Below are 25100 nucleotides of genomic sequence, written 5' to 3' on the forward strand. Positions count from 1 at the left end.
GCTCTACTATGGCCGCCACTTTGCGACACGTGTCGCCACTTGTTATTAAAAAGAGAACGATATGGGCGAGTTCGAAGCCATTCGACCCTTCAACGATACAGAAGTCCCTGCCGTCTTGGCCCGACTCATCAATGATGAGCAGTTTATCGACATCCTGACCCGCTACCGCTTCCCCAAACTGTCCAGCCCGTTTGGATGGCTGCTCAAGCCTATGCTGCGCCATCGGCTGAGGCAGGAAGTGTCCGGTATCACCAGCGTCAGCATGCTTCAGGACAAACTGGAGCCTTATGTCGATCGTACGATCGAGAAAGCCACCGATGGTGTGACTTATTCGGGCCTGGATAATCTACGTAGCGGCTGTGCCTACTTGTTCATGGCTAACCACCGTGACATCGTTATGGATCCAGCTTTCGTAAATTACGCCGTGTATCATGCCGGGCTGCCAACCCCGCGCATCGCCATTGGCGATAACCTCTTGCAGAAGCCCTTCGTCAGCGACCTCATGCGCTTGAACAAGAGCTTTATCGTCCACCGCTCCATCACCGGACGGCGTGAAAAGCTTGCGGCGTATCAGACGCTTTCGGCTTATATCAATTACTCCATTCGCCAGGATGGCCAGTCCGTCTGGATCGCCCAGGCCGAAGGCCGGGCCAAGGATGGAGACGACCGCACCGACTCAGCCATCCTCAAGATGTTTCACATGGGCTGCAAGGACGACTCCTTTGCCGATATGGTAAAGGCGTTGCACATCGTGCCTGTGTCGATCAGCTATGAGTATGATCCCTGCGATCTGGCCAAGGCCCGTGAACTCTATATTCGTGAAACCACCGGCACCTATGCCAAGGCGCCTGGCGAGGATGACGTCAGCATTGCCTTGGGCATCACGGGCTACAAGGGACGCGTGCATGTGGAGTTTGGCGAGATGCTGACCGGCGAATTCAGCGATGCCAAGCAGCTGGCAACCGAAATGGACCGCCGCATCCTGACTAACTATCGACTTTTCCCTGCCAACCACCTGGCCTATGAGCGCTGGGACGGCCGTGACGAGTCACTGACCGTACCCTCGGCAGAAAGCCTGTTCCCAGCAGACGAGCTGGCTGAAGCTCGGCAGAAGTGGCAGGAGCGCCTCAATAACTGCCCTGCCGAATACCGCCTGCAGATGATCCGCCAATATGCCCAGCCTGTACTGAACAAGTATCGGCTCCTGGCAGGGCGACCACTGGATTAAGTTGGTTGAATCAAAAAAGCCCCGTTGCCGGGGCTTCTTCAGATAACAGGCTTACTGCCCGTTAAGAACCTGGGCGATAGTCTGGTCCTTGAAGACGCGGGTCAACGCATCGCTCAGCACATCGCTTACCAGCTTGGTATTGGTTGCCGTATTGGGTGCCATACCGAAACGCTGCTCCAGCGAGGCGCCATAGCGACCGCTGTAGCCACGCATGCTGTTACGCACATCCACCTTGAAGGTTGCGCCAATATTGGCCGAGGTGACGTATAGCTCCTTGGGCGACTGATACTTCAGTTCCGCCAGAGTCAGCGTCAGCTGGGGAGCATTGTAGGCATTGGCCGTTGGCGTGAAGCCCAGCAGACGAACCGCTGACTCCGCTTCAGCCTGAAGCTTTGGAATGACATCGTTGCTCTGGACCGACACGGTACTGGTTTCAGGATACAAACCGCCCCGAGTTCCCAGCGAGAATGACGAGCGACCGTCCACGACACGTACCGAAACAGGCTGCCCGTGCCCGACCGCAGCGATTGGGGCTGTCAGTTTGGGTTGCGGACTCAATTGCTGTGGACTGCTGGCACAGCCGGCAATAGCCAGTCCGGCAACAGCGATCAGACCAAGCAACAAGCGATTGCGCATGCTCTACTCCATCTTCATGTGGGTCGTTGATGGCAGGCAGTATACCCAGCCCGTGAATGCCTGACAGCACTGTATGAGCCGCCGCAAGCGAAACGCTGCAAACAGCCGGGCGACGTGCTCAAATAAATGCATCACGTACACACGAGGCATACCATGTCCATAAGACGCGCAACGCCTACAGACATTCCCTTGCTGGTCGAGATTTGGGAACAGGCCGTCAGGGCAACCCATCACTTTCTACCTGAGGACGACATCGACTTTTTCCGCCCGCTGGTGCGTGACAGCTACCTGCCCAGCCTGGAAACGTGGGTCAGCTTGTCCGATGACGATCAACCTGCAGGATTCATCGGTCTTACCCAGGCCAGCGTAGACATGCTTTTTGTTGATCCAGCCCGACATGGTCAAGGACATGGGAGGCGACTCTTGCGCCATGCGGCCGGGCTACACGGCCGACTAACGGTAGACGTCAACGAGCAGAACGATGGGGCCAAAGGCTTTTACCTGGCACAAGGGTTCACCGTGACAGGGCGCTCTGCCGTAGATAGCCTCGGCAAGCCTTACCCTATTCTGCATCTCAAGCAAAAGGCGTAAAAAAGCCCGCGTCCTTATCAAAGAGGCGGGCTTTTCAGAACAGGTGATCAGGCGTGAGCGCCACGCACCGCATCCACGTACGGCTCAGCCTTGCGATGGGCACGGATCAGATCGATGAAGTCCTGACCCTCTGCATCACGAGCGTCTAGGTCATAACCTGCTTCAACGAAGAAACCAACGAAACGTTCAAAGTCGTCAGCTCTCAATCCACGGTATGCCTTTACCAGTTTATGCAGGGAAGGCGGCGTATCATCGGCCGGTTCGACTGCGAGAAACAGCTTGATCTTATCGTCGCTGATTTCCTCGCCGATTACCTGCTTTTTGTCCTTACGCATCGCAAAGTACCTGTGCGGAAAACGAGAGGGCCGCATATTACTCCGCCCCACCCCGTCACTCAACGCCCAAAATCATGCTCAGCCGAGCGGTCAGGACTCGAAGCGGGCCGCCATCCAGTCTCGATAGGCCTGGGTTCCCGGCTCGCCCTCGCGCGGCGCCCAGGGGCCATACTCGTTATCCTGCAAGGCGCGGAAAGGGCCTGCCTTGCATTCGAAGATAACAGTATCAGTCTCAAGCACTACCAGCGAATGATAGAGGCCTGGAGGAAAATCGACCCCCACACAATCACCACCCGCTTCAAGCAGACGCTGTCCGGTCAGCGCTCCCTCTTCATCAAAGAACAGGACACCAATACGTCCCTTGAGCACTAGCAGCGTTTCGGCCTTGGTCAGGTCCATATGCCGGTGAGGCGCAATGTAGGTGTCTGGCTGCATGCCGATTGACAGGCGATGACAGGGCTCATCCATGGTATGAAAACCATGGTGGTAGCGCAGGCGAGGACTGTCTGCCGCCTGTTGGGTAAGCCCGGCGAACAGTACCTGATCGATGAACGCCGGACCCCGCATATCAGAGACCTTTTACCGCGTAGATACCGGGTGCGTTGCGCCAATAGCCCTTGTAGTCCATACCGTAGCCAAAAATGTAACGATCGATACAGGACAGCCCGGAATAAGTAGCTTTCAGGCCAGGAACGGCCTTGCGATCATGATCCTTATCGATCAGTACGGCTGTATGCACCGCCTTGGCACCGGCATGCTTGCAGAATTCGATGATGGCATTGAGCGTATGCCCTTCGTCGAGAATGTCGTCGACGATCAGTACATCACGGTCAATAAAGGAAATTTCCGGCTTGGCCTTCCAGAACAATTCACCGCCAGTTGTCTGATTGCGATAGCGGGTCGCATGCAGATAGGACATCTCCAGCGGAAAATTGAGCTTGGTTGCCAGCTTGCCGGCAAAGATCAAACCGCCATTCATCACGCAGAACATGACAGGATTACGGTCAGCCAGATCAGCCGTAATTGCCTCGGCCACCTTGCCAATGGCTGCCTCTACCTGGCTTTCGTCGAACAGGCAGTCGGCCTCCGCCATGACATTACGGATATGATCGAGATCGGCGGACATAGGGGACTCTCCAGACATGGTACACACCTGCCTGCGGGGCAGGCTTGGGTAAAAGGCGGCAAAGTTACCGGGCTAACCGTCGGCGAGCAAGCCAATCGCGACAAAACATCTGCCCGAAAGGGACCCTAATGATTTAATCTAGCGTAATTTTGCCAGTACGCCGGAGACCATTCCCATGCCCATCCATGAAATTCGACATCCGCTGATCCGCCACAAGCTTGGATTAATGCGGCGGGCCGATATTAGTACCAAAAATTTTCGGGAATTGGCACAAGAAGTCAGCGCCCTGCTCACCTATGAGGCTACAAAGGATCTTCCTGTCGAAAACGTCGACATCGAAGGCTGGTGTGGCACCGTAGCGGTTGAGAAGATTTCTGGCAAGAAGGTAACAGTCGTACCGATCCTGCGCGCCGGCATCGGCATGCTTGACGGCGTCCTCAGCCTCATTCCCAGCGCCAAGGTGAGCGTAATCGGCTTGGCGCGCAACGAGGAAACGCTTGAAGCCCATACCTATCTGGAAAAGCTCGTCGGCGAGCTCGATCGCCGTCTGGCCATGATCATCGACCCTATGCTGGCGACGGGCGGCTCCATGATTGCCACCATCGATATGCTCAAGAAAGCAGGTGCCAAAGAAATTCGTGCACTGGTCCTTGTAGCTGCACCGGAAGGCATTGCTGCGGTCGAAAAGGCTCACCCCGATGTCAGCATCTATACCGCCTCCGTAGATCAGCGTCTGGATGAGCATGGCTACATCCTGCCTGGACTTGGTGATGCCGGTGACAAGATCTTCGGCACCAAGCAAAAGGACACCTGATAGTGCAGTCTCATAACGATCCGCTATGGCGACAGATTTTGTCTGGCGCGCAAATGCTGTTTGTCGCCTTTGGCGCATTGGTCCTGATGCCGCTCATTACCGGCATGGATCCAAACGTTGCGCTCTTTACTGCCGGATTGGGTACGCTCTTGTTCCACCTTGTGACAGGCCGTCAAGTGCCGGTCTTCCTGGCGTCAAGCTTTGCGTTCATCGCTCCGATCATTGCGGCCAAGGCCGAGTTCGGCCTGCCTTCCGTGCTGGGTGGCGTGGTCGCGGCCGGTTTCGTGTATACCTTCCTGGGCCTGGCCGTTAAGCTCAAGGGGATTGGCTTCATCGACCGGCTCCTGCCCCCGGTCGTGATTGCACCAGTCATCATTTCCATTGGTCTTGGCATGTCCCCGGTGGCAGCTAATATGGCCATGGGCAAGGCTGGCGACGGCAGTGCGCAGCTGGTCCCCTATGCCACCGCCATGCTGGTCTCCATGCCTGCGCTGATAACCACGCTGATTGTGGCTATCTACGGCCGTGGCATTTTCAAGCTGGTACCGATCCTGGCAGGCATCATCGTGGGTTACACCCTTGCGTTCCTGTTTGGCCTGGTGCATACCGATGCGATTGCTGCAGCCCCCTGGCTGGCCGTTCCCCATTTTGTCGCCCCCGAATTCCACTGGGGAGCGATCCTGTTCATGGTGCCGGTCGCCTTGGCGCCAGCCATCGAACATGTGGGCGGCGTTATTGCCGTGGGTGGCGTCACTGGCAACAACTACCTGAAAAAACCTGGCCTGCACCGTACCTTGCTGGGTGATGGTATCGCCACTTCATCGGCCGGCCTGTTTGGCGGACCGCCCAATACGACCTACGCCGAAGTAACCGGCGCGGTCATGCTGACCAAGAATTACAACCCCAAGATCATGCTGTGGGCGGCCGGCTTTGCCATTGCCCTCGCCTTCGTCGGTAAATTCGGTGCCGCCTTGCAGAGCATTCCGGTGCCAGTCATGGGCGGCATCCTCTGCCTGCTGTTCGGTTCGATTGCCGTGGTCGGCCTCAATACCCTGATTCGTCATCAGGTCGATCTGTCCGAGGCACGTAACCTTGTAATCGTATCGGTGACCCTGGTCTTTGGGATCGGCGGCATCGTGATCGGTAATGGCGAGGTTGGTCTGAAGGGCATTTCGCTTTGCGGCATTGTAGCCATTGGGCTCAACCTGCTGCTACCGGGACACAATCACTGGCGTAAGGACGCACCGCCGCCGGATAGTCTTCTGTAAAAAAAAGCCCCGCTAGAGCGGGGCTTTTTATATTCAGATTCCAGACTCACACCGCACGGGGCACCCGCTCACACAGGGTGGTGAGCGCATCAACCCACGCGGGATGATCATTCAGACACGGCACCAGTACCAGCTCCTGACCACCGGCTTCTTCAAACTGCTCCTTGCCGCGCATGCCGATTTCTTCCAGCGTCTCGATACAGTCCGCGACAAACGCAGGACACATTACCAGAAGACGCTTCACTCCCTGGGCAGCCAGCTCATCGAGGCGTGCCTCGGTGTAAGGCTCGATCCACTTGGCGCGACCAAGGCGCGACTGGAACGAGAAGGACCACTGATCCGGCCTCAGGCCTGCCTCGCGGGCAAACCCTTCCGCTGTGCGGATACATTGCGCACGGTAGCAACTTTCCAACACCGTACCCTTGGCGTTCTGGCAGCAGTCAGCGCCCTTCAGGCAATGTGTACCGCTTGGGTCGGACTTGTGCAGATGCCGCTCAGGCAGACCATGAAAACTCATCAATATATGATCGAACGGCTGCTGGAGATAGGATTCGGTGCTCTTAACCAGCGCCTCCAGGTACTCAGGCTGGTCATAAAACGGCGGAAGCACATGCATCTTCAATTTCAGCCGCTGCTCCAGAATGACCTTGCGAGCCAGCTCCACAGCGGTAGTGACCGTGCTGTCGGCAAATTGAGGATAAAGCGGCGCAAAAGTAACTTCGGAAACGCCCTGCTTCGCCAACCGGGTCAATACCGACTCAATGGAGGGTTCGCCGTACCGCATCGCCAACTCCACCGGGCCATGGGTCCATTTGGCGCGCATGGCATCCTGCAGGCGACGGCTGAGCACAACCAGCGGAGAACCCTCTTCCCACCAGATGGACGAATAAGCATGGGCCGAGGCCGCCGGCCGCTTGGCCAGGATCAGGGAGACCAACAGGCGACGCGCGGGCCATGGCAGATCTACTACGTAGGGGTCCATCAGGAACTGGTTGAGATAGCGCCGTACATCAGGTACCGACGTCGACGCCGGGGAGCCCAGGTTGACGAGCAATAATGCGTGATCAGTCATGAATAGTCCTTAGCGCGCAGCAGGTCATTCAGTGCCGCGTCCAAATCGGTAAAGCGAAAGGTATAACCTGCATCCAGCAATCGCTGAGGCAAGGCTCTCTGCCCACCCAGCAGCAGACTCGACATCTCTCCCATCAGGCGCAAGGCAAAGGCGGGAACAGGTATTCGTGCGGGACGATGCAGTGCACGTCCTAGAGCCTGTGCAAAATCGGCATTACGTACCGGTTGTGGTGAACACAGATTATAAGGGCCACTGGCCGACTCCTGGTTCAGAAGAAAATCGATGGCCCCGATTTGATCTTTCAAATGAATCCAGGGCATCCATTGACGTCCGCTGCCCAGGCGCCCGCCCAGGCCCAGGCGAAACATAGGCAAAAGACGCTGCATAAAGCCATCATCCGCGGCCAGCACCAACCCTGTCCGAAGGGTGACGACACGAACCCCCAGAGCCTCTGCCTCATTAGCGACCTGCTCCCAGGCTACACATAGCTCGCTGGCAAAGTCATGACCAGGGACCGCATTATCCTCCTTGAGCGGCTTCTCTCCCCCATCGCCGTAATAGCCGACAGCAGATCCGGAAAGCAGCACCCTGGGCGGCTTTGGCTGCGCCCTCATCCAGTCCGCCAGGGATTCGGTCAGCGCAATCCGGCTTCGCCAGAGTTCAGCCTTGCGCGATGACGTCCAAGGCTTATCCGCTATAGGCGCGCCGGCCAGGTTGATAACCGCATCGACCGGCTCGCCGTTTATTTCGTCCAGACGGGCAATGGCACGCACCGAGGCGCCGCACTCACGGGCCACTTTGTCGGGCGAACGGCTCAACACGGTCAGGCTATGCCCTTTCGTCAGCCAGTCATGACACAACGCCCGGCCGATCAAGCCTGTACCGCCGGTCAGCACTATATGCATGTCGTCGTTCCTTCATCATTTGGGGCCAAATTAACGCGTCGCGCTGAAGACCTCTTCAGGTTTGTTTGTTAAGGTCATAGTGCAACTGGATCAGCTTTGTCACAGTCGTACTCGTAGAGCCTGCTTAATTGCAAAACGTTCGTCGACAGGTTCTGCCAAGACAAGCGAGGCCTTTCATGACAGCACCCATCGCCATCATCGGCGCCGGCATCGCCGGGCTTTCCGCCGCCCATGTCCTCAACGCGGCAGGACATAAGGTTCATCTGTTCGAAAAAAGCCGTGGAAGTGGAGGCCGTATGGCCAGCAAGCGGAGCTATTTCGGCTCGCTTGATCTGGGGGCCCAATACTTCACTGCCCGTGACCGCCGTTTCATCGATGCGGTCAGCCAATGGCGCACCCAAGGCTGGGTAGCGGAGTGGGACCCAGCTCTGTACCAGTACCGTTCGGGCGCGCTCACACCCTCTCAGGATGAGCAGCCGCGCTGGGTCGGCATACCCCGTATGAGCGCCATTACCCGAGCCATGGTCGGTGATCTGCTGGCATCCTTTGGCTGCCGGATTACCGAAGCATTCCGTGGCCCCCAACATTGGTCCCTGCAGGACGCCGACGGTCACAACCACGGCCCGTTCAGCCACGTTATCATCGCAACACCTGCACCCCAGGCGACGCCGCTCTTGGCCACTGCGCCAAAGCTTGCCGCAGTGGCGGCCGGTGTGGTGATGGATCCGACCTGGTCGGTTGCACTGGCCTTCAAGACGCCGCTTGATACGCCTGTTGAAGCCTGCTTCGTTCAGGAAGGTGAGCTGGACTGGTTTGCTCGCAACCGCTGCAAGCCAGGCCGGGAAACCGACTACGACACCTGGGTTCTCCATGGAACCAGCGCCTGGAGTCGGGAACACCTGGATGCATCCAAGGAACAGGTTATCGAACAGCTTCATGGTGCCTTTGCCGAACTCATCGGTTGCGCAGTACCCGAACCGGCCTTCACGCTGGCTCATCGCTGGCTTTACGCACGTCCGGCGCAAGGCCATCAATGGGGCGCGCTGGCTGACGCGGACCTGGGTATTTATGCATGTGGAGACTGGTGTGGTACAGGCCGTGTAGAAGGTGCCTGGCTGAGCGGTTTTGATGCCGCCAGCCGCTTGCTTGATCATCTGGAGTGACCCCATCCAGCGCCGCGCAAGGCTCGCGGCGCTCCGCAGCACACCTACCTTGCGTCTGATTTGTCGAATTATCACCGCCACCCCTGGTCAATAACGATATTGAACTTGTACAAGAATAATAGTTTGTATAAGTTTTGTACGTTCAATTTTGGAGGTGGCGCATGCCTTTTCGCCAATCGACGTCATTACCTCGTCCCAAGCTAGGAATCAGCGCTTGCCTGCTGGGCGAGCCGGTCCGCTACAACGGCGGACACAAGGAATCCCGCTTGTGCAGCCACACGTTTGCCGAACATTTCGATTTTGTACAGGTGTGTCCGGAAATGGCGATTGGCCTGGGTACGCCCCGTGAACCGATCCGTCTGGTTGGCACACCTGAACAAACGCGAGCCGTAGGTACAGTCAACCGGGAACTCGACGTAACGGATGCGCTGGCCAACTATGGCAAGAAAATAGCGACCGAGCTGGATGATCTATCTGGATTCATCTTCATGCAAAAATCGCCTTCCTGTGGAATGGAGCGCGTAAAGATCTATTCAGAACACGGCATGCCCAGTCAGCCTGAAGGCCAGGGTGTATTTGCTCGTGTCTTCTGTGAGCTTCGCCCAGAGTTACCGGTTGAGGAAGCAGGTCGGCTGAATGACCCTGTGCTCCGGGAAAACTTCGTGACACGTGTGTTCGCCTATGCACAGTGGCAACAGCTGTTGCGTGAAGGCCTGACACGCAAAGCGATCCTGGGCTTTCATTCCCGCTATAAGTACCAGCTGATGGCCAATGCCCCCGAGCAGTTCAGAACACTAGGACGCATGCTGGGTGAAATCGGGCTACACGATCCACAGGAGCTGGGCCCTCACTACTTCAAGGGTGTGATGAGCGCACTCAAGCGTTGCGCTACCCGGGGAACCCACTGCAACGTCCTGTATCACCTATTTGGTTATTTGAAGAATGCGCTGAGCCCGGCGGATAAAGAAGAAATGCAGCGCCTGATTGAGCAGTATCACAGTGGTATTGTTCCACTGGTGGTGCCCCTGACACTGCTCAAGCATCACTTCCGCCGCCATCCCCATGACTACGTGATCGAGCAATCCTACCTGCAACCGCACCCGGAAGATTTGAGCTTGAGAAATGCCATCTGACATGCAGTCCATACCCAGCAAGTCCCCAACAGAAATCGAAGGGGACGGTGACTATCAGGCCGCCTTGAATGAAGGCTGGCTTCCCATACGTGAAGTTGCCCGACGCACGGGGGTCAATGCCGTCACACTTCGAGCCTGGGAGCGACGCTACGGGCTGATCATTCCCAAGCGAACACCTAAAGGGCACCGCCTTTATGGTGAAAGCCATATCGAGCGCATTAAAAATATTCTGGCCTGGATCAACCGTGGCGTTGCTGTCGGCCAGGTCAAGGCACTGCTGGACAGTCAGCGCCCGCTTTCCTCGCCCAATGACACCCCCTGGGTCGCGCTGCGCCAGGAAATGCTGGACGCTGTGCGTGAGCTGGCTGGACGCCGTCTGGATGAAGCTTATAACCGAACGGCAGCCCTTTACCCGCCCCGGGTGCTGTGCGAACAATTGCTGATGCCGCTGGTCGAGCATCTTGAACAGCACCGCAAGGCGCCTCTGATTGGCTCCCTGGAGCAATCCTTTTTTCTGTCCTGGCTGCGTAGCAAGCTTGGGGCACGGATTTACCACAATAATTATCAACTCAAAGGGCAGTCCGTTCTGCTGGCCAGTCTGGCTGAAACACCAATGAATGCCGGACTCTGGCTCAGCGCCTGGCTATTGAGCAACGCCGACTGTCCAATTGAAACATTGGAATGGCCGCTTGCGCTGGATGCCTACGCACTGGCCGCCGAACGCATGTCGCCGCGCTGCCTCGTACTGTATTTAAATGCTCCGCTGGAATCACAGCAGATACAACAGCTGCGCAGGTTGGCTGAGACATGCCCTGTTCCCGTCATCATTGCCGGTCCGGCAGCCAAATTACTGGATGACGTCAGCAAGACCGCATTGAATGTGGCCTATGACCCTCTGGATGTCTTTAGCCGTCTTCAGGCATTGGGGTTGATGGCAGAACACGTATGACCCAACTCGTCTGGTTCCGTACCGATCTTCGAGTACGGGACAATACGGCATTGGCTGCAGCCTCCGCGGCCGGACCAGTGCTGGCCCTTTATCTGATTACACCCGAACAATGGCAGGAACACGACGACTCTCCTACCAAGGTCGATTTCTGGCGCCGGAACCTGAAAGTCTTGGCCGAGACGCTGCATACGCTCAATATTCCCCTGTTGATTCGTCAAGTGGCTCGCTGGGCTGATGCGGCCGCTATTGTCGCCAAGCTAAGCCAACAACATGGTATTCAGACCGTTCATGTCAATGCTGAATATGGTGTCAACGAACAACGTCGTGATGATGCAGTAAAGGCAGCGTTGGACTGCAATCGAATAGGCTTTCAGCGTCATCTGGATCAGCTGTTTTTCGAGCCTGGCTCAGTGCTTACGAAGAGTGGGGGTTACTTCAAGGTCTTCGGCCAGTTTCGTAAAACCTGCATCAATCTCCTACAGCATAGCCTTCCACCGCTTAGCCCGCCGCCCCATGTCCAGGCTGTGCGCTCTATCGAATCGGATCCCGTACCTAACCAGATCCCCTCCTATGCGGCAGTCTCGAGCGTGATACAGCAGCAATGGCCTGCAGGCGAAAATGAAGCGCATGCCAGACTGCGTCGCTTTGTCGATGAGCGCATGGAGGTATATCACCACGACCGGGACTTTCCTTCTCGCCCTGGTACCAGTGAGTTATCCGCTTATCTTGCAGCAGGCGTGCTCTCCCCTCGCCAATGTCTGCACGCGGTGTTGAGCGCCAACCGGGGCGAGCTGACGACCGGAGCGCTAGGCGCATCGGCCTGGATCGACGAGCTACTATGGCGAGAGTTCTACAAGCACATTCTTGTAGGTTATCCCCATGTTTCGATGAGCAGAGCGTTTCACAGGCATACCGAGGCGCTACCCTGGCGGCGGGATACAGACGACCTTGACGCATGGAAATACGGCAAAACCGGTATTCCGATCATTGATGCAGCCATGCGTCAGATGCGTGAAACAGGCTGGATGCACAACCGGCTGCGCATGATCACTGCCATGTTTCTGAGCAAGAATCTGTTGATTGACTGGCGTGAAGGTGAACGCTGGTTCATGCAAAACCTGATCGATGGCGATCTAGCTGCCAATAATGGTGGATGGCAGTGGAGCGCCTCGACTGGCACTGACTCCGTGCCCTATTTCCGAATATTCAATACCTATTCGCAATCGGAGCGGTTTGATCCCAAGGGACGCTTCATTCGTACCTGGGTTCCAGAACTGGCCTCGCTCGATGACAAGGCTATTCATAACCCGTTCAAGCGGTGGCAGCGTGCTATCAAGGACTACCCAGCGCCTATCGTCGAAGTCAAGGAGAGTCGTGAACGCGCCTTGATGGCGTTCAGAAACCTGCCCAAGCCTGTCAAACGCCAGGCATGAAAAAGCCGGACTTCAAGGTCCGGCTCTGGCGAAACGACTATGAATCAGATCGTGTGGCTGTAGAACAGCGCGTACGATTCGATACCGTCGTTAGGCTCCTTGATACCTGCGTTGGAGTAATGCGTCGCGCGAATGCCTACTCGCTGGGTTTCGCCGATCTTTACGCCTGCGCCAATGCGGTCTTCAAAGTTGAAGGCTGAGCCCAGATCCTGTTCACCGACACGAGTGCTTGAAAAGACAGACACACCGATACCGGCTTCAATAAAGGGTTTAACAGAACCGTTACCGAACTCGTATACGAATACCGGAGCAAAGGACAGGGAATGCTTGGCAGAAGAGTAATGGTCAGCGCCTTCCCAGTAGGTATAGCCAGCATCCCAGTAACCTGTCAGGCGTCCCGTGGATGTCTCCCACCAGCTCTTGTTCCAGTCGAAGCCCATTCCCAGACGATACGTCATATCGCCTTGGCCCGTTACACCTACTGCGCCGGACACCTCAGCCGCTTGAGCGGAAAGAATGGATCCGGCAGAAAGCGCGGCCACAATGGCCAGTGGAAGCAATTTTTTCATCTGAAAGTCCTTGTATTATTTTGTAACACGTACAACGTTACATTATGGGAGACACTTCTCATCCTGAAAAGGTAGCAAACTAACTGATTTCAGAAAGGCAGCGTTTCCACTGACGCAACTTTGCCCCATAGGCTAGGCAACACCGTCGAAAACTGCTCGACATCCCCACTTGTCCAGAAACGGCATTCCAAAGGAGTGTCCGTTGCCATCTGGTCTTTTTCATGGATCAACGAGCTCAGTCGACGTGCAACCGCCGAGCCGGTGTCGATGAGAGTAATTTCAGCAGGCAGCAGTTCCCTTAGTAAAGGCTTCAGGAAGGGATAATGCGTACACCCCAGAATGATCGTGTCACAGCCAGCTGCCAGCAGTGGTGCTACATACTCTTTCAGCAACGCCCGGGTCACGGGGCCAGTCAGGTCTCCGATCTCTACCCGCTCCACTAGCCCCGGACAAGGCTGAGTGACGACCCTGACCGTACTGGCGAAGCGATCCAACAAGGCGGCAAATCGTGCGCTTTGAAGCGTCCCAGTGGTTGCCAGAACCCCCACCACACCCGACTTTGTCGCTGCAGCCGCCGGCTTCACCGCAGGCTCCATACCCACGATAGGCCACTGTGCATGACATTCGCGCAAGTCGTTTACAGCCGCTACGGTAGCTGTATTGCACGCCAACACCATTGCCTTGGCGCCTTTCTCGAGAAAGAACTCAGCTACCTGCTGGCAACGCTCACGAATGAAAGCCGGATCTTTTTCCCCGTAAGGAATATGAGCACAATCCGCTGCATATAACAGCGACTCACCCGGTAGAAGCCCATGAATTTCACGCAGGACGGACAATCCGCCTACGCCAGAATCAAAAACACCAATAGGTGCATTACTCGGCATGGCGTTTTCCACATACCTCACAAGCAGGGTCACGGCGCACTTTCAGCTCTCTGAAGCGTGACGTGAGCGCATCAATCAACAGCAGGCGCCCCACCAGAGGAGAGCCGAACGCTGCAAGCAGTTTCAAGGCTTCCAACGCCTGAAGGCTTCCTACCAGCCCTACCAAGGGCCCTACGACCCCAGCTTCACTACAGGTTAGCTCCGTCTCGCTACCATGACCGTAGAGGCAGTGATAACACGGACTGTCTTCACGTCTTGGGTCGAATACGCTGAGCTGCCCTTCAAGTCGAATGGCGGCACCACTTACCAAAGGCCGAGCCGCGGATACACATGCGGCATTCACGGCCTCTCGAGTGGAAAAATTATCGGAGCAGTCCAGCACGACGTCTACGCGTTCGACCGCTGCAGCCAGGGAGTCGGCATCCAAGGCAGTTCGGTAAGCGTTATAGGTGATTTCAGGATTGATCGCCTGCAGCCGATCCAGCGCCGAATCGACTTTGCTACGCCCTACCTGGGCCGTGTCATGGATGACCTGCCGCTGCAGATTGGTCATGTCGACCGTGTCGAAATCGGCAAGATGCAACTCACCCACACCCGCGGCGGCCAGATACAGCGCAACCGGGGAGCCCAGGCCACCAAGGCCTATGATCAGCGCCCTGCCCTGCTTGAGACGCAGCTGCCCTTCTATATCGATCTGAGGCAATAAAATCTGCCGGCTGTAGCGCAACAGCTCCGCATCGCTCAGCACGGCCGCTGCCCCAGTGTCACGCGCTCATGCCCACCCAGATCGCGACGGCTTTCAACCGATATGAAGCCCTGCTCAGTCAGTAGCGACCTGACCGCTGGAGCCTGATCGAACCCATGTTCCAGAAGCAGCCATCCACTGGGTAACAAATGTTCCGGGGCCTGCTGAACGATAAGGCGAATATCATCCAGACCATCGTCACCCGCAACCAATGCAGAGGCAGGCTCGTAGCGAACATCCCCTTTATCAAGGTGCGGATCATTGTGTGGAATATAGGGAGGATTGCTGACAATGACGTCAAACCGCTCTGCGGAAAGCGCAGCGAACCAATGACTTTGCTGAAAAGAGGCATTCGAAATGCCCAGTCGTGCCCGATTTCGCTCAGCGAGCACTACCGCGCCGTCTACACGATCCACCCCCATTACCTGCCACTGCGCACGCTCATGGGCCAGCGCCAGGGCGATGGCACCAGTACCTGTTCCCAGGTCAAGCACGCGTCTGCGTTCGGCATCTGTCAGAGCCAGCGCAGTTTCAACCAGAAGCTCCGTGTCAGGGCGCGGTATCAGGGTATCAGGCGAGACCTCGAGATCGAGCGACCAGAACCCTTGATGGCCCAGGATATAAGCTATCGGTTCCCCATCTCGACGACGCTCGATAAAGGTGCTGTAAAGATCCTTCGCTTCACGCGTCACAATACGTTCAGGCCAGGTACGCAGGAAGCTACGCGGCTTTCCCAGCGCAGCCGCCAACAGCAATTCGGCATCCAGGCGCTCGCTGGGTGAATCCGGCAGGCGCGCTTCCTTGAGCAATGCCCCGATAGTGGCCATATCAGTCCCCCAAGGCCGCCAGTTGGTCGGCCTGATATTCCTGCAGGAGAGGCTCGATGACCTGCTGCACCGCGCCCTCCATGACTTCACCCAGAGAGTACAAGGTCAGGTTGATACGGTGATCGGTCACACGGCCCTGTGGAAAATTATAGGTCCGGATACGCTCGGAACGATCCCCTGAGCCTACCAGCAATTTACGGGTGCTGGCGATAGACTGCTGATGTGCCGCCTGTTGCTGGTCATTGAGCTTGGCCGCCAACCACGCCATAGCCTTGGCGCGGTTCTTGTGCTGTGAACGCTCTTCCTGGCACTCAACGACAATACCGCTGGGAAGGTGCGTAATACGAATGGCCGACTCGGTTTTGTTGACGTGCTGACCACCGGCGCCGGAGGAGCGATAGGTATCAATACGCAAATCCGCCGGATTGATCTCTACAGCTGCCTGCTCATCAGGTTCCGGCAGCACAGCCACCGTACAGGCCGATGTATGGATTCGCCCTTGAGACTCGGTCTCGGGAACCCGTTGGACACGATGGGCGCCAGACTCGAATTTGAGCTTGGCGTAGACGTTGTCGCCCTCTACACGGGCAATCACTTCCTTGTAGCCACCATGCTCGCCCAGGTTCTCGGACATGACCTCTATGCGCCAACCTTGACGCTCGGCATAGCGCGAATACATGCGGAACAGATCCCCGGCAAAAATGGCGGCCTCATCTCCACCGGTTCCGGCACGAATCTCAAGGAAAACGTTGCGACTGTCATTAGGATCGCGAGGCAGTAGCATTCGCTGTAGCTGATTTTCCAAGTCGATCAGCGCGGCTTCTGCCTGCTCGGCCTCTTCTTCGGCCATGGCCCGCATTTCCGGGTCGTTGTCCTTTAGCAGGGCACGAGCGCCTTCCAGATCGGCCTGCACCTTGCGAAATTCCCGAAGCGCCATGATGACCGGCTCGATTTCCGCATATTCCTTCGAATAAGCACGAAACTGGGTCTGGTCACTGATTACGTCGGCATCACCGAGCAGCGCTGTCAGCTCCTCGAAACGATCATTTAATCCATCGAGTTTTTGCAGCAGAGAGGCTTTCATTTTTTATCCACGCCCTCGTCGAGAGCGAACAGTTCCTGAGCCAAAGCCAGCGCATCGATGCGCCCTTCAGCAGACAATTTCTTGAGTTGCACACTAGGCGCGTGCAACAACTTGTTGGTCAGGCTCCGTGCCAGCGCGGCCAGCACCTGATCAGGCGCAACACCATTGGCGAGCTGCCGCTGAGCACGAGCCAGTTCGTCATCACGCATCTGCTCGGCCTGTTGCCGGTAGGCTCGCAATACATCCACCGCTGCCAGCTCACGCAGACGATGCATAAACTCATCGACCCCAGCCAGCACCAGTTTTTCAGCCGCCTGGGCAGCGCCCTGCCGGCTCTTAAGGTTCTCAGTGATGACCTCATGCAGATCGTCGACGGTGTACAGGTACACATCGTCCAGCTCGCTGACCTCCGGCTCGATATCGCGCGGCACTGCAATATCCACCATGAACATCGGCTTGTGCTTGCGCTGCTTGAGCGCACGCTCAACGGCACCTTTACCCAGGATGGGCAACTGGCTTGCCGTCGAGCTGATCACGATGTCGCTATTGGGCAGCTCTTCCGGAATATCGGCAAGCAGAATCGTATGCGCCCCGAACTGCTCTGCCAGGTGACTGGCGCGCTCGAGTGTCCGGTTGGCGACCACAATCCGCTTGACGCCCTGCTCGTAGAGGTGCCTTGCCACCAGCGTAATGGTTTCTCCTGCGCCAATCAAAAGCGCCTGGCTGCGATTGAGATCACTGAATATCTGCTTGGCCAGGCTTACCGCAGCAAAGGCAACCGAAACCGGGTTTTCGCCAATGGCGGTATCGGTACGGACACTTTTCGCCGTGTTGAACGTTGCCTGAAAAAGACGCCCTAACAAGGGGCCTACGGTGCCCGCTTCGCGTGCTACCGCGTAGGCTGATTTCATCTGGCCCAGAATCTGCGGTTCGCCCAGGATCATGGAGTCCAGACCGGACGCTACACGCATCATGTGCTGGACCGCCTCGTCATCCTCATGAATGTACGCGCAGGCACGCAGCTCATCCAGCGAGAGATGATGATAGTGGGCGAGCCATGCCAGAACGTTGTCCGGAAGGGGCTGCTCCATTTCCAGATAGAGCTCACTACGGTTACAGGTCGACAGAATGGCCGCCTCGCGACTCAAGGTCTCCCGGCACAGTTGCCGTAATGCCTCTACCATTTGCTCAGGGGTGAACGCTACGCGTTCGCGTACATCCACTGAGGCGGTCTTGTGATTGATGCCAAGCGCGAGGAAAGCCATGCAGAATCGCTAAGTTTTTTGGAAAGCCGGTAATTGTCCTACGTCGTCGATTGAACGACAACTATCAGGCCCATGTGCTTGCCTAATACCTTGTGGCATGATGGGCTGAATGCAGAGAGGCCGTTTCGATCTCATGACTAAATATCTCGCGCTGCTGACCACTGCGCTGCTATTGGGTGGCTGCCAAAACCTGGCCAGCCACACGAATTCTGAACAAACCAAACCTGAACAGGCTGCACCTGCTGCTGCGCCAGCCCAGCCGGAAAAGTACGGCTCCTTCAGGGAAGACACCTTATATGACCTGCTGGTTGCAGAACTGGCCGGGCAACGCAATCGATTCGATATTGCATTGGCCAATTATGTCGAACAGGCCCAGAGCACTCAGGATCCCGGCGTAGCCGAACGCGCGTTTCGCATCGCAGAATACCTGGGTGCAGACAGTTCCGCCTTGGATACCTCTGTTATATGGGCGAAGAACGCGCCAGACAACCTTGATGCCCAACGCGCTGCTGCCATCATGTTGGCACGTGCCGGCCAATACGACGAATCCATGACCTACATGGAGAAAGTTCTGCAGGGCCAGGGCGACACCCATTTCGATTTTCTTGCCCTGTCGGCAGCCGAGACGGACGCAGACACCCGCGCGGGCCTGCTCAAAAGCTTTGACCGCCTTCAGGCCAAGTACCCCGAGAACGGCCAACTGCTGTTCGGTAAGGCATTGCTGCTTCAACAGGACGGACGAGTCGACGAGGCGCTGACGTTACTGGAAGATCACCCTGCCGCCAGACATGAAGTGGCACCGCTGCTGCTCAGAGCCCGCATGCTTCAGAGTCTTGGTCGTAGCAAGGAAGCCCTTCCGCTGCTGGAAAATGGAATCAAGGAGCATCCGGACGATAAACGTCTGCGCCTCGCTCATGCCCGCCTGCTGGTTGAGCTAAACAAGCTTGATCAGGCCAAGCAGGAGTTTGCGGACCTGGTCGCACAGTTTCCCGACGATGACGACCTTCGCTTTTCCCTGGCATTGGTATGCCTGGAAGCCGAGGCCTGGACTGACGCACGCACCTATCTGGAAGAACTGGTCCAGCGTGGTAGCCACGTGGACGCGGCCCACTTCAACCTGGGGCGTGTCGCCGAGGAATTGAATGATCCCGAACAGGCGCTGACCCAATACGCATTGGTCGGCCCGGGTAGCGACTACCTACCCGCCCAGCAGCGTCAGGCTGAAATCCTGATGGGTCAGGGGCGATTCGAAGAAGCCAAATCGCTTCTTGCAGCCTCTCGCCAACGCCAGCCTGACTATGCGGTCCAGCTCTACCTGCTCGAGGCCGAAAGCCTGACCAACAACAATCAGTCGGAGGCGGCCTGGAATACCATTCAGCAGGGCCTCAAGCTGTATCCAAACGACCTCAATTTACTCTATACCCGTGCCATGGTATCGGAGAAGCGCGGAGACCTTGGTCAATTGGAAAGGGATCTACGCCTTATTCTCAAGCAGGATCCCGACAATGCCATGGCGCTCAATGCGCTCGGCTACACCCTGGCCGACCGTACGACCCGCTACGCCGAAGCACGCACGCTGATCGAGAAAGCTCATCAGATCAATCCTGATGATCCCGCTATCCTCGATAGCATGGGATGGATCAATTACCGCCAGGGCAAGCTTGATCTTGCAGAGCAGTATCTACGCCAAGCCCTTCAGCGCTTCCCTGATACCGAGATCGGCGCACATCTGGGCGAAGTTCTCTGGGCGCGAGGCAAGAAGCAGGAAGCACGCAAGGTATGGGCGGCGGCGGCTGAACAGTCCCCTGATAACGCTGTGCTACGTAGCACGCTTAAACGATTGACAGGCTCAGAAACACTGTGAAACTCAATATCCGCTTTATCCTCATAATGGCATTTCTGGCACTCCTGGCCGGGTGCGCGGGTCAAGTGCCCCATGAAACGGTCGAAGGGCATGGCAACAGCGCGGCCTGGAAGGCTCACAAGGCACGCATTACGACGCTGGACGGTTGGCAGATCAACGGCAAGGTGGGTATCCGTGCTCCCAATGATTCCGGCAGTGGCACCCTATTCTGGCTTCAGCGGCAAGGGTATTTCGATATACGCCTGTCAGGACCTCTAGGCCGTGGCGCAGCCCGTCTGACGGGACGCCCAGACGACGTTACGCTGGAGGTAGCCAATCAGGGGCGTTACCACGCAGACTCCCCCGAGGCGCTTCTTGAGCAGCAGCTCGGCTGGCGCTTACCCGTTTCCCATTTGCTCTGGTGGGTGCGTGGACTTCCAGCTCCAGACAGCCGCAGCCAACTTACACTGGACGGCGACAGTCACCTGTCCCGCCTCTTCCAGGACGGCTGGACCGTGGAGTACACCCGCTACACCGAACAGAATGGCTATAGCCTGCCCGAGCGCTTGAAGATCAAAGGTCAGGACCTCGATGTGACACTGGTTATCAAGGACTGGCAGCCACGCCAGCTAGGCCAATGAAAGACGTGTTGACCTTACCGGCCCCAGCCAAGCTGAACCTTTTCCTTCATATCCTGGGTCGGCGCGACGACGGCTACCACGAGTTGCAGACACTGTTTCAGTTCGTGGACTATGCCGATGAGCTCAAGTTTGCGCTGCGTGATGACGGTCAGATCCGGTTGCATACCGTCCTTCCCGGTGTTGAACATGATTCCAACCTGATCGTTCGTGCCGCTCGGCTTCTCCAACAGACAACTCATTGCTCTCTCGGCGCGGATATCTGGCTGGATAAGCGGCTGCCCATGGGCGGTGGTATCGGAGGCGGCAGCTCGAATGCAGCGACTACCCTGCTCGGGCTGAATTACCTCTGGAAGCTCAACGTCAGCGAAGAGGCACTGGCAGAGCTTGGCCTTACCCTTGGCGCGGACGTTCCGGTATTCGTGCGAGGCAAGGCAGCCTGGGCGGAAGGGATTGGTGAGCGACTGACGCCGGTAGAGATAGAAGAGCCCTGGTATCTGGTGGCTGTTCCGCAAGTGTCTGTAAGTACAGCAGAAATTTTTAACGATCCCCTGTTGACACGTGACACGCCTCCCAGTAAAGTTCGCCCCGTTCTCGAGTGGGGCGGTCGAAACGATTGCCAGAGCGTGGTAGAAAAGCGTTATCCAGAAATACGTAACGCTTTGATCTTGCTAAACAAATTTGTTTCAGCTAGATTAACCGGCACTGGTAGTTGTATATTTGGGGGGTTCCCAAATCAGACCGAAGCTGTTAAAGTTGCGGACCAACTTCCAGCTACCCTGCCAAGCTTCGTAGCTAAAGGAAGCAACACTTCAATGTTGCACCGTAAACTGGGAAGTTTGTTCTGAGAAACAGATACAACTGTATCTGAAACGTCACAGGGGCGTCGCCAAGCGGTAAGGCAGCAGGTTTTGATCCTGCCATGCGTTGGTTCGAATCCAGCCGCCCCTGCCATTTCCTTTTCATCAGGTCCACCCTCAGCCGGCAGGTACTGCAGCGTGTCCAAGATGATGGTCTTTACGGGGAACGCTAACCCCGATCTGGCACGGCGCATTGTGCGTCAGCTGCACATTCCTCTAGGTGATGTTTCCGTCGGTAAATTCTCCGATGGCGAAATCAGCGTCGAGATCAACGAAAACGTTCGTGGTAAGGACGTCTTCCTGATTCAGCCGACCTGTGCACCTACGAACGATAATCTGATGGAACTGGTCGTGATGGCTGATGCCTTCCGTCGTTCCTCAGCTACCCGAATCACTGCTGTTATCCCCTACTTCGGCTATGCACGTCAGGATCGCCGCCCGCGCTCCGCACGCGTTGCTATTAGCGCTAAAGTAGTGGCTGACATGCTTACCGTTGTCGGTGTCAACCGAGTTCTGACTGTCGATCTTCATGCCGACCAGATTCAGGGTTTCTTTGACATTCCCGTTGATAACATCTATGGCTCCCCCGCTCTGGTTGACGATATCGAAGACCAGCGTTTCGAGAACCTGATGATTGTTTCTCCCGACATTGGTGGTGTTGTTCGCGCACGCGCCGTGGCTAAAAGCCTGGGCGTAGATCTTGCGATCATCGACAAACGCCGTCCGAAAGCCAACCAGTCCGAAGTGATGCATATCATTGGCGACATCGAAGGCCGCACCTGCGTGCTAGTCGACGACATGGTTGATACAGCCGGTACACTTTGCCATGCCGCCAAGGCTCTGAAAGAGCATGGTGCATCCAAGGTATTGGCGTATTGCACGCACCCCGTGCTTTCCGGACGCGCAATCGAGAACATCAACACTTCCGTTCTTGATGAGCTTGTCGTTACCAACACCATTCCGCTTTCTGCTGCTGCGCAAGCCTGCACTCGTATCCGCCAGTTGGACATTGCTCCAGTGGTAGCCGAAGCTGTGCGTCGTATCAGCAATGAGGAATCCATCAGCGCCATGTTCCGTTAAGAACTGGTGTTGGTATAACGGCCCCGCATCATGCGGGGCTTTTTAGTCAATGGTCTGATCGCTGGTCGCAAGTGACTCAGGCAATTGTCTTTTTTAGGAGACTACAAATGGTCGACTTTACTCTGAATGCCCAAGCGCGTTCCGACCTGGGGAAAGGTGCGAGCCGCCGCCTGCGTCGTAATGCCGAACAAGTTCCTGCCGTAATTTACGGCGGTGAAAAAGCGCCTGTATCCGTTACGCTGGAAGGCAAGGATCTGGCCAAGCTGTTGAACAACGAGGCTGCTTTCAGCCACGTAATCAACCTGAACGTTGACGGCCAGAACGAAAGCGTTCTGATCAAGGCACTGCAGCGTCACCCTGCCAAGGGCTACGTTATGCATGCTGACTTCCTGCGTGTAGTGGCTGGCCAAAAGCTGACCGCAACCGTTCCGCTGCACTTCATCAATCAGGAAGCTGCCATTGGCGTTAAGCAAGGCGGCGGTGAAGTTTCGCACAACGTGAACGAAGTAGAAGTCTCTTGCCTGCCAAAAGACCTGCCTGAGTTCATCGAAGTCGACATGTCCAAGGTCGAGCTGAACCAGATTGTTCACATGAGCGACCTGAAGCTGCCGGCTGGCGTTGAGCTGGTATCCCTGGCTCATGGCAGCGACCTACCAGTAGCAAGCATCCACCTGTCCCGCGTCCAGGCTCCGGCTGAGGGCGAAGGCGAAGGTTCTGCTGAGTAAGGCATTGCCTAAGGCTTGTTGAGGAGAAGGTAACGCCTCTACAGCAGACTATTATGAGCGCATCGCCCTGATGCGCTTCTCGATAGGGTTACTCTGTCTGTATAGTCGCTGCCTTAACCTCATAGACAAACTTAGGAAGAAGGGCTCCCGTTATGACTGCCGTACAACTGATCGTTGGCTTGGGTAATCCAGGCGCTGAATACGAACAGACGCGGCATAATGCGGGGGCCCTTTTTGTTGAACGTCTTGCTGCTCAACATCATGTCAATCTGGTCGCTGATCGCAAGTATCATGGCCTGACGGGCCGATTTACACATGACGGCCATGATGTTCGCCTCTTGATTCCTACGACCTACATGAACCGTAGCGGCCAAGCTGTTGCGGCGCTTGCAGGTTTTTACCGTATTCCTGTGGAATCCATTCTGGTCGCCCACGATGAGTTGGATATGCCGCCAGGTGTTGCCAAGTTGAAAAAAGGTGGCGGGCACGGTGGTCATAACGGCTTGCGCGATATCATTGCCCAATTGGGCAACCAAAACGGTTTTCATCGCCTACGGCTTGGCATTGGCCATCCGGGGCATAGCAGTCTAGTCTCCGGCTACGTATTGGGCCGCGCGCCACGTGCCGAACAGGAGCTGCTGGATACCAGTATCGATTTTGCCCTCGGCGTGCTGCCGGACATTCTGGCCGGGGATTGGACCCGTGCCATGCAGCGCTTGCATAGCCAGAAGGCCTAACCTACTCCGCGAGGGACAATTTCATGGGATTTAACTGTGGCATCGTCGGCTTGCCCAACGTTGGCAAGTCCACTCTATTCAACGCCCTCACCAAGTCCGGCATTGCTGCAGAAAACTTTCCGTTCTGCACCATCGAGCCGAACAGCGGCATAGTGCCAATGCCTGATGCTCGACTCAATGCACTGGCCGAGATCGTCAAGCCCGAGCGCGTAATCCCTACAACCATGGAGTTCGTGGATATCGCCGGTCTGGTAGAAGGCGCATCCAAAGGCGAAGGCCTTGGAAACAAGTTCCTGGCCAACATCCGCGAAACTGATGCCATTGCTCATGTGGTTCGCTGCTTTGAAGACGAAAACGTTATTCACGTAGCCAACTCCGTTGACCCCAAGCGAGACATTGAGGTCATTGACCTTGAGCTGATCTTTGCGGACCTGGAAAGCTGTGAGAAGCAATTGCAGCGAGTGGTTCGCAACGCCAAGGGCGGCGATAAGGAGGCAGTAGCTCAAAAAGCACTTCTTGAAAAGCTGATTCCTCATTTCGAAGCAGGAAAGCCTGCGCGCAGCCTGTTGAAGGACATGGATGACGAACAGAAGCGCATGGTACGCGGCTTTCATCTGCTGACCAGCAAGCCGGTCATGTATATCGCCAACGTGGCTGAAGACGGATTCGAAAACAATCCTCATCTGGATATCGTCAAAGGCATTGCTGCCGAAGAAGGCGCAATTGTTGTTCCGGTATGCAACAAAATCGAAGCTGAAATTGCCGAGCTGGATGATGGTGAGGAAAAGGATATGTTCCTTGAGTCGCTAGGCTTGGAAGAGCCCGGTCTGAACCGCGTAATCCGCGCTGGCTATGAACTGCTGAATTTACAGACCTATTTCACTGCCGGAGTGAAGGAAGTTCGTGCCTGGACGGTCAAGGTAGGTGCTACCGCGCCACAGGCAGCTGCCGTGATTCACACTGACTTTGAGAAAGGCTTCATCCGCGCCGAAGTGGTCGCCTATGACGACTTTATTCAGTACAAGGGTGAAAATGGCGCAAAGGAAGCAGGCAAATGGCGCTTGGAAGGTAAGGACTATATCGTCAAGGATGGCGACGTCATGCACTTCCGCTTCAACGTCTGATCCGCTCAGCGGACCTGCGACGCAGGTCCGCTCCCCTTCCCTTCTACCTGCACACGCTCAAGACAG

27 protein-coding genes and 1 tRNA gene are annotated in these 25100 nt (G+C 56.4%); 16 read left to right on the forward strand and 12 right to left on the reverse strand.

Translation table 11 applies throughout. The annotated features are described in order from the left end of the window. Positions 1–61 precede the first annotated feature (61 nt). On the forward strand, positions 62–1228 hold the full coding sequence (locus JQR90_RS15730; RefSeq protein ID WP_010795599.1) for a 1-acyl-sn-glycerol-3-phosphate acyltransferase: 1167 nt from the start codon (positions 62–64) through the stop codon (positions 1226–1228). A gap of 51 nt (positions 1229–1279) precedes the next feature. Here JQR90_RS15730 and JQR90_RS15735 read toward each other — a convergent pair whose 3' ends face one another. Further along, complete coding sequence (locus tag JQR90_RS15735; RefSeq protein ID WP_074822384.1) at positions 1280–1864, reverse strand: YajG family lipoprotein; 585 nt, start codon at positions 1862–1864, stop codon at positions 1280–1282. 153 nt (positions 1865–2017) lie between these two features. Here JQR90_RS15735 and JQR90_RS15740 point away from each other — a divergent pair, with 153 nt between their 5' ends. After that, positions 2018–2455 carry an acetyltransferase gene (locus JQR90_RS15740; RefSeq protein WP_286787891.1) on the forward strand — a complete coding sequence of 146 codons (438 nt, stop codon included), beginning with the start codon at positions 2018–2020 and terminating at the stop codon, positions 2453–2455. A gap of 47 nt (positions 2456–2502) precedes the next feature. Here the strand turns inward: JQR90_RS15740 and JQR90_RS15745 are convergent, their stop codons facing one another. The 3 genes from JQR90_RS15745 to JQR90_RS15755 form a co-directional block, all read right to left on the reverse strand. After that, the gene (locus JQR90_RS15745) at positions 2503–2790 is read right to left on the reverse strand and encodes a PA4642 family protein (protein WP_010795602.1); all 288 of its coding nucleotides are present in this window, start codon (positions 2788–2790) and stop codon (positions 2503–2505) included. Positions 2791–2880: 90 nt separating this feature from the next. Further along, positions 2881–3357 (reverse strand): WbuC family cupin fold metalloprotein, encoded by a 477-nt coding sequence (locus tag JQR90_RS15750; RefSeq protein ID WP_219651135.1) that lies wholly within the window; start codon positions 3355–3357, stop codon positions 2881–2883. Position 3358: 1 nt separating this feature from the next. Then, a complete protein-coding gene (locus JQR90_RS15755) occupies positions 3359–3916 on the reverse strand; it encodes a hypoxanthine-guanine phosphoribosyltransferase (RefSeq protein WP_010795604.1) in 558 nt (185 codons plus the stop codon). Positions 3917–4091: 175 nt separating this feature from the next. Here JQR90_RS15755 and upp point away from each other — a divergent pair, with 175 nt between their 5' ends. Continuing rightward, positions 4092–4730 (forward strand): uracil phosphoribosyltransferase, encoded by a 639-nt coding sequence (gene upp, locus JQR90_RS15760; RefSeq protein ID WP_010795605.1) that lies wholly within the window; start codon positions 4092–4094, stop codon positions 4728–4730. Positions 4731–4783: 53 nt separating this feature from the next. Then, the gene (locus JQR90_RS15765; RefSeq protein WP_019364865.1) at positions 4784–5998 is read left to right on the forward strand and encodes a uracil-xanthine permease family protein; all 1215 of its coding nucleotides are present in this window, start codon (positions 4784–4786) and stop codon (positions 5996–5998) included. 46 nt (positions 5999–6044) lie between these two features. Here JQR90_RS15765 and hemH read toward each other — a convergent pair whose 3' ends face one another. Both hemH and JQR90_RS15775 read right to left on the reverse strand, forming a co-directional pair. Next, positions 6045–7070 carry a ferrochelatase gene (gene hemH, locus JQR90_RS15770; RefSeq protein ID WP_010795607.1) on the reverse strand — a complete coding sequence of 342 codons (1026 nt, stop codon included), beginning with the start codon at positions 7068–7070 and terminating at the stop codon, positions 6045–6047. Further along, positions 7067–7975, reverse strand: coding sequence for a TIGR01777 family oxidoreductase (locus JQR90_RS15775; protein ID WP_010795608.1), 909 nt, complete (start codon positions 7973–7975; stop codon positions 7067–7069). The genes hemH and JQR90_RS15775 overlap by 4 nt, the downstream gene beginning before the upstream one ends. 176 nt (positions 7976–8151) lie before the next feature. Here JQR90_RS15775 and JQR90_RS15780 point away from each other — a divergent pair, with 176 nt between their 5' ends. The 4 genes from JQR90_RS15780 to phrB all read left to right on the forward strand — a co-directional run bounded on the left by JQR90_RS15780 (position 8152) and on the right by phrB (position 12653). Beyond that, entirely contained in the window at positions 8152–9138 is a 987-nt protein-coding gene (locus JQR90_RS15780; protein ID WP_286790330.1) for an NAD(P)/FAD-dependent oxidoreductase, read from the forward strand. A gap of 161 nt (positions 9139–9299) precedes the next feature. Then, a complete protein-coding gene (locus JQR90_RS15785) occupies positions 9300–10271 on the forward strand; it encodes a YbgA family protein (RefSeq protein ID WP_286790331.1) in 972 nt (323 codons plus the stop codon). A 1-nt stretch (position 10272) separates the two neighbouring features. After that, the gene (locus JQR90_RS15790) at positions 10273–11220 is read left to right on the forward strand and encodes a MerR family transcriptional regulator (RefSeq protein ID WP_286790332.1); all 948 of its coding nucleotides are present in this window, start codon (positions 10273–10275) and stop codon (positions 11218–11220) included. Beyond that, a complete protein-coding gene (gene phrB / locus JQR90_RS15795) occupies positions 11217–12653 on the forward strand; it encodes a deoxyribodipyrimidine photo-lyase (protein ID WP_019364859.1) in 1437 nt (478 codons plus the stop codon). The genes JQR90_RS15790 and phrB overlap by 4 nt, the downstream gene beginning before the upstream one ends. Before the next feature lie 44 nt (positions 12654–12697). On the opposite strand, the gene JQR90_RS15800 is transcribed toward phrB, so the two are convergent. The 6 genes from JQR90_RS15800 to hemA form a co-directional block, all read right to left on the reverse strand. Beyond that, the gene (locus JQR90_RS15800; protein WP_019364858.1) at positions 12698–13222 is read right to left on the reverse strand and encodes an acyloxyacyl hydrolase; all 525 of its coding nucleotides are present in this window, start codon (positions 13220–13222) and stop codon (positions 12698–12700) included. An 89-nt stretch (positions 13223–13311) separates the two neighbouring features. Continuing rightward, a complete protein-coding gene (gene murI, locus JQR90_RS15805) occupies positions 13312–14106 on the reverse strand; it encodes a glutamate racemase (protein WP_010795614.1) in 795 nt (264 codons plus the stop codon). Further along, on the reverse strand, positions 14096–14854 hold the full coding sequence (locus tag JQR90_RS15810) for a molybdopterin-synthase adenylyltransferase MoeB (protein WP_010795615.1): 759 nt from the start codon (positions 14852–14854) through the stop codon (positions 14096–14098). The genes murI and JQR90_RS15810 overlap by 11 nt, the downstream gene beginning before the upstream one ends. Beyond that, positions 14848–15678, reverse strand: a complete 831-nt coding sequence (gene prmC, locus JQR90_RS15815) for a peptide chain release factor N(5)-glutamine methyltransferase (RefSeq protein ID WP_010795616.1) — start codon at positions 15676–15678, stop codon at positions 14848–14850. Before prmC ends, JQR90_RS15810 begins: the two co-directional genes overlap by 7 nt. A 1-nt stretch (position 15679) precedes the next feature. Further along, complete coding sequence (prfA, locus tag JQR90_RS15820) at positions 15680–16762, reverse strand: peptide chain release factor 1 (RefSeq protein WP_010795617.1); 1083 nt, start codon at positions 16760–16762, stop codon at positions 15680–15682. After that, complete coding sequence (hemA, locus tag JQR90_RS15825; protein ID WP_010795618.1) at positions 16759–18027, reverse strand: glutamyl-tRNA reductase; 1269 nt, start codon at positions 18025–18027, stop codon at positions 16759–16761. The genes prfA and hemA overlap by 4 nt, the downstream gene beginning before the upstream one ends. A 133-nt stretch (positions 18028–18160) precedes the next feature. On the opposite strand from hemA, the gene JQR90_RS15830 reads away from it, so the two are divergent. The 8 genes from JQR90_RS15830 (at position 18161) to ychF (ending at position 25034) form a co-directional block, all read left to right on the forward strand. Continuing rightward, entirely contained in the window at positions 18161–19891 is a 1731-nt protein-coding gene (locus JQR90_RS15830; RefSeq protein ID WP_037030477.1) for a tetratricopeptide repeat protein, read from the forward strand. Positions 19892–19917: 26 nt separating this feature from the next. After that, positions 19918–20511: a lipoprotein insertase outer membrane protein LolB gene (lolB, locus tag JQR90_RS15835; RefSeq protein ID WP_037030479.1), complete on the forward strand. Its 594-nt coding sequence runs from the start codon at positions 19918–19920 to the stop codon at positions 20509–20511. Then, complete coding sequence (gene ispE, locus JQR90_RS15840; RefSeq protein ID WP_019364855.1) at positions 20508–21356, forward strand: 4-(cytidine 5'-diphospho)-2-C-methyl-D-erythritol kinase; 849 nt, start codon at positions 20508–20510, stop codon at positions 21354–21356. Before lolB ends, ispE begins: the two co-directional genes overlap by 4 nt. Positions 21357–21387: 31 nt before the next feature. Continuing rightward, positions 21388–21462: transfer RNA gene (locus JQR90_RS15845), tRNA-Gln, on the forward strand. A 44-nt stretch (positions 21463–21506) separates the two neighbouring features. Continuing rightward, the gene (locus JQR90_RS15850; RefSeq protein WP_019364854.1) at positions 21507–22448 is read left to right on the forward strand and encodes a ribose-phosphate pyrophosphokinase; all 942 of its coding nucleotides are present in this window, start codon (positions 21507–21509) and stop codon (positions 22446–22448) included. A 107-nt stretch (positions 22449–22555) separates the two neighbouring features. After that, positions 22556–23173, forward strand: a complete 618-nt coding sequence (locus JQR90_RS15855) for a 50S ribosomal protein L25/general stress protein Ctc (protein WP_010795623.1) — start codon at positions 22556–22558, stop codon at positions 23171–23173. Positions 23174–23325: 152 nt separating this feature from the next. Next, positions 23326–23910, forward strand: a complete 585-nt coding sequence (pth, locus tag JQR90_RS15860; RefSeq protein ID WP_010795624.1) for an aminoacyl-tRNA hydrolase — start codon at positions 23326–23328, stop codon at positions 23908–23910. A gap of 23 nt (positions 23911–23933) precedes the next feature. Further along, positions 23934–25034, forward strand: a complete 1101-nt coding sequence (gene ychF / locus JQR90_RS15865) for a redox-regulated ATPase YchF (protein WP_010795625.1) — start codon at positions 23934–23936, stop codon at positions 25032–25034. Positions 25035–25100: the final 66 nt, after the last annotated feature.

This window comes from Pseudomonas sp. JZ114 (genome assembly GCF_051027705.1).
GTDB classification, from domain to species: Bacteria; Pseudomonadota; Gammaproteobacteria; order Pseudomonadales; family Pseudomonadaceae; genus Chryseomonas; species Chryseomonas luteola.

Excerpts from the sequence above, each read along its gene's own strand:
- JQR90_RS15730 (WP_010795599.1), top strand. The coding sequence starts at position 62 with ATGGGCGAGTTCGAAGCCATTCGACCCTTCAACGATACAGAAGTCCCT.
- JQR90_RS15735 (WP_074822384.1), bottom strand. The coding sequence starts at position 1,864 with ATGCGCAATCGCTTGTTGCTTGGTCTGATCGCTGTTGCCGGACTGGCT.
- JQR90_RS15740 (WP_286787891.1), top strand. The coding sequence starts at position 2,018 with ATGTCCATAAGACGCGCAACGCCTACAGACATTCCCTTGCTGGTCGAG.
- JQR90_RS15745 (WP_010795602.1), bottom strand. The coding sequence starts at position 2,790 with ATGCGTAAGGACAAAAAGCAGGTAATCGGCGAGGAAATCAGCGACGAT.
- JQR90_RS15750 (WP_219651135.1), bottom strand. The coding sequence starts at position 3,357 with ATGCGGGGTCCGGCGTTCATCGATCAGGTACTGTTCGCCGGGCTTACC.
- JQR90_RS15755 (WP_010795604.1), bottom strand. The coding sequence starts at position 3,916 with ATGTCCGCCGATCTCGATCATATCCGTAATGTCATGGCGGAGGCCGAC.
- upp (WP_010795605.1), top strand. The coding sequence starts at position 4,092 with ATGCCCATCCATGAAATTCGACATCCGCTGATCCGCCACAAGCTTGGA.
- JQR90_RS15765 (WP_019364865.1), top strand. The coding sequence starts at position 4,784 with ATGCTGTTTGTCGCCTTTGGCGCATTGGTCCTGATGCCGCTCATTACC.
- hemH (WP_010795607.1), bottom strand. The coding sequence starts at position 7,070 with ATGACTGATCACGCATTATTGCTCGTCAACCTGGGCTCCCCGGCGTCG.
- JQR90_RS15775 (WP_010795608.1), bottom strand. The coding sequence starts at position 7,975 with ATGCATATAGTGCTGACCGGCGGTACAGGCTTGATCGGCCGGGCGTTG.
- JQR90_RS15780 (WP_286790330.1), top strand. The coding sequence starts at position 8,152 with ATGACAGCACCCATCGCCATCATCGGCGCCGGCATCGCCGGGCTTTCC.
- JQR90_RS15785 (WP_286790331.1), top strand. The coding sequence starts at position 9,300 with ATGCCTTTTCGCCAATCGACGTCATTACCTCGTCCCAAGCTAGGAATC.
- JQR90_RS15790 (WP_286790332.1), top strand. The coding sequence starts at position 10,273 with ATGCAGTCCATACCCAGCAAGTCCCCAACAGAAATCGAAGGGGACGGT.
- phrB (WP_019364859.1), top strand. The coding sequence starts at position 11,217 with ATGACCCAACTCGTCTGGTTCCGTACCGATCTTCGAGTACGGGACAAT.
- JQR90_RS15800 (WP_019364858.1), bottom strand. The coding sequence starts at position 13,222 with ATGAAAAAATTGCTTCCACTGGCCATTGTGGCCGCGCTTTCTGCCGGA.
- murI (WP_010795614.1), bottom strand. The coding sequence starts at position 14,106 with ATGCCGAGTAATGCACCTATTGGTGTTTTTGATTCTGGCGTAGGCGGA.
- prmC (WP_010795616.1), bottom strand. The coding sequence starts at position 15,678 with ATGGCCACTATCGGGGCATTGCTCAAGGAAGCGCGCCTGCCGGATTCA.
- prfA (WP_010795617.1), bottom strand. The coding sequence starts at position 16,762 with ATGAAAGCCTCTCTGCTGCAAAAACTCGATGGATTAAATGATCGTTTC.
- hemA (WP_010795618.1), bottom strand. The coding sequence starts at position 18,027 with ATGGCTTTCCTCGCGCTTGGCATCAATCACAAGACCGCCTCAGTGGAT.
- JQR90_RS15830 (WP_037030477.1), top strand. The coding sequence starts at position 18,161 with ATGACTAAATATCTCGCGCTGCTGACCACTGCGCTGCTATTGGGTGGC.
- lolB (WP_037030479.1), top strand. The coding sequence starts at position 19,918 with ATGGCATTTCTGGCACTCCTGGCCGGGTGCGCGGGTCAAGTGCCCCAT.
- ispE (WP_019364855.1), top strand. The coding sequence starts at position 20,508 with ATGAAAGACGTGTTGACCTTACCGGCCCCAGCCAAGCTGAACCTTTTC.
- JQR90_RS15855 (WP_010795623.1), top strand. The coding sequence starts at position 22,556 with ATGGTCGACTTTACTCTGAATGCCCAAGCGCGTTCCGACCTGGGGAAA.
- pth (WP_010795624.1), top strand. The coding sequence starts at position 23,326 with ATGACTGCCGTACAACTGATCGTTGGCTTGGGTAATCCAGGCGCTGAA.
- ychF (WP_010795625.1), top strand. The coding sequence starts at position 23,934 with ATGGGATTTAACTGTGGCATCGTCGGCTTGCCCAACGTTGGCAAGTCC.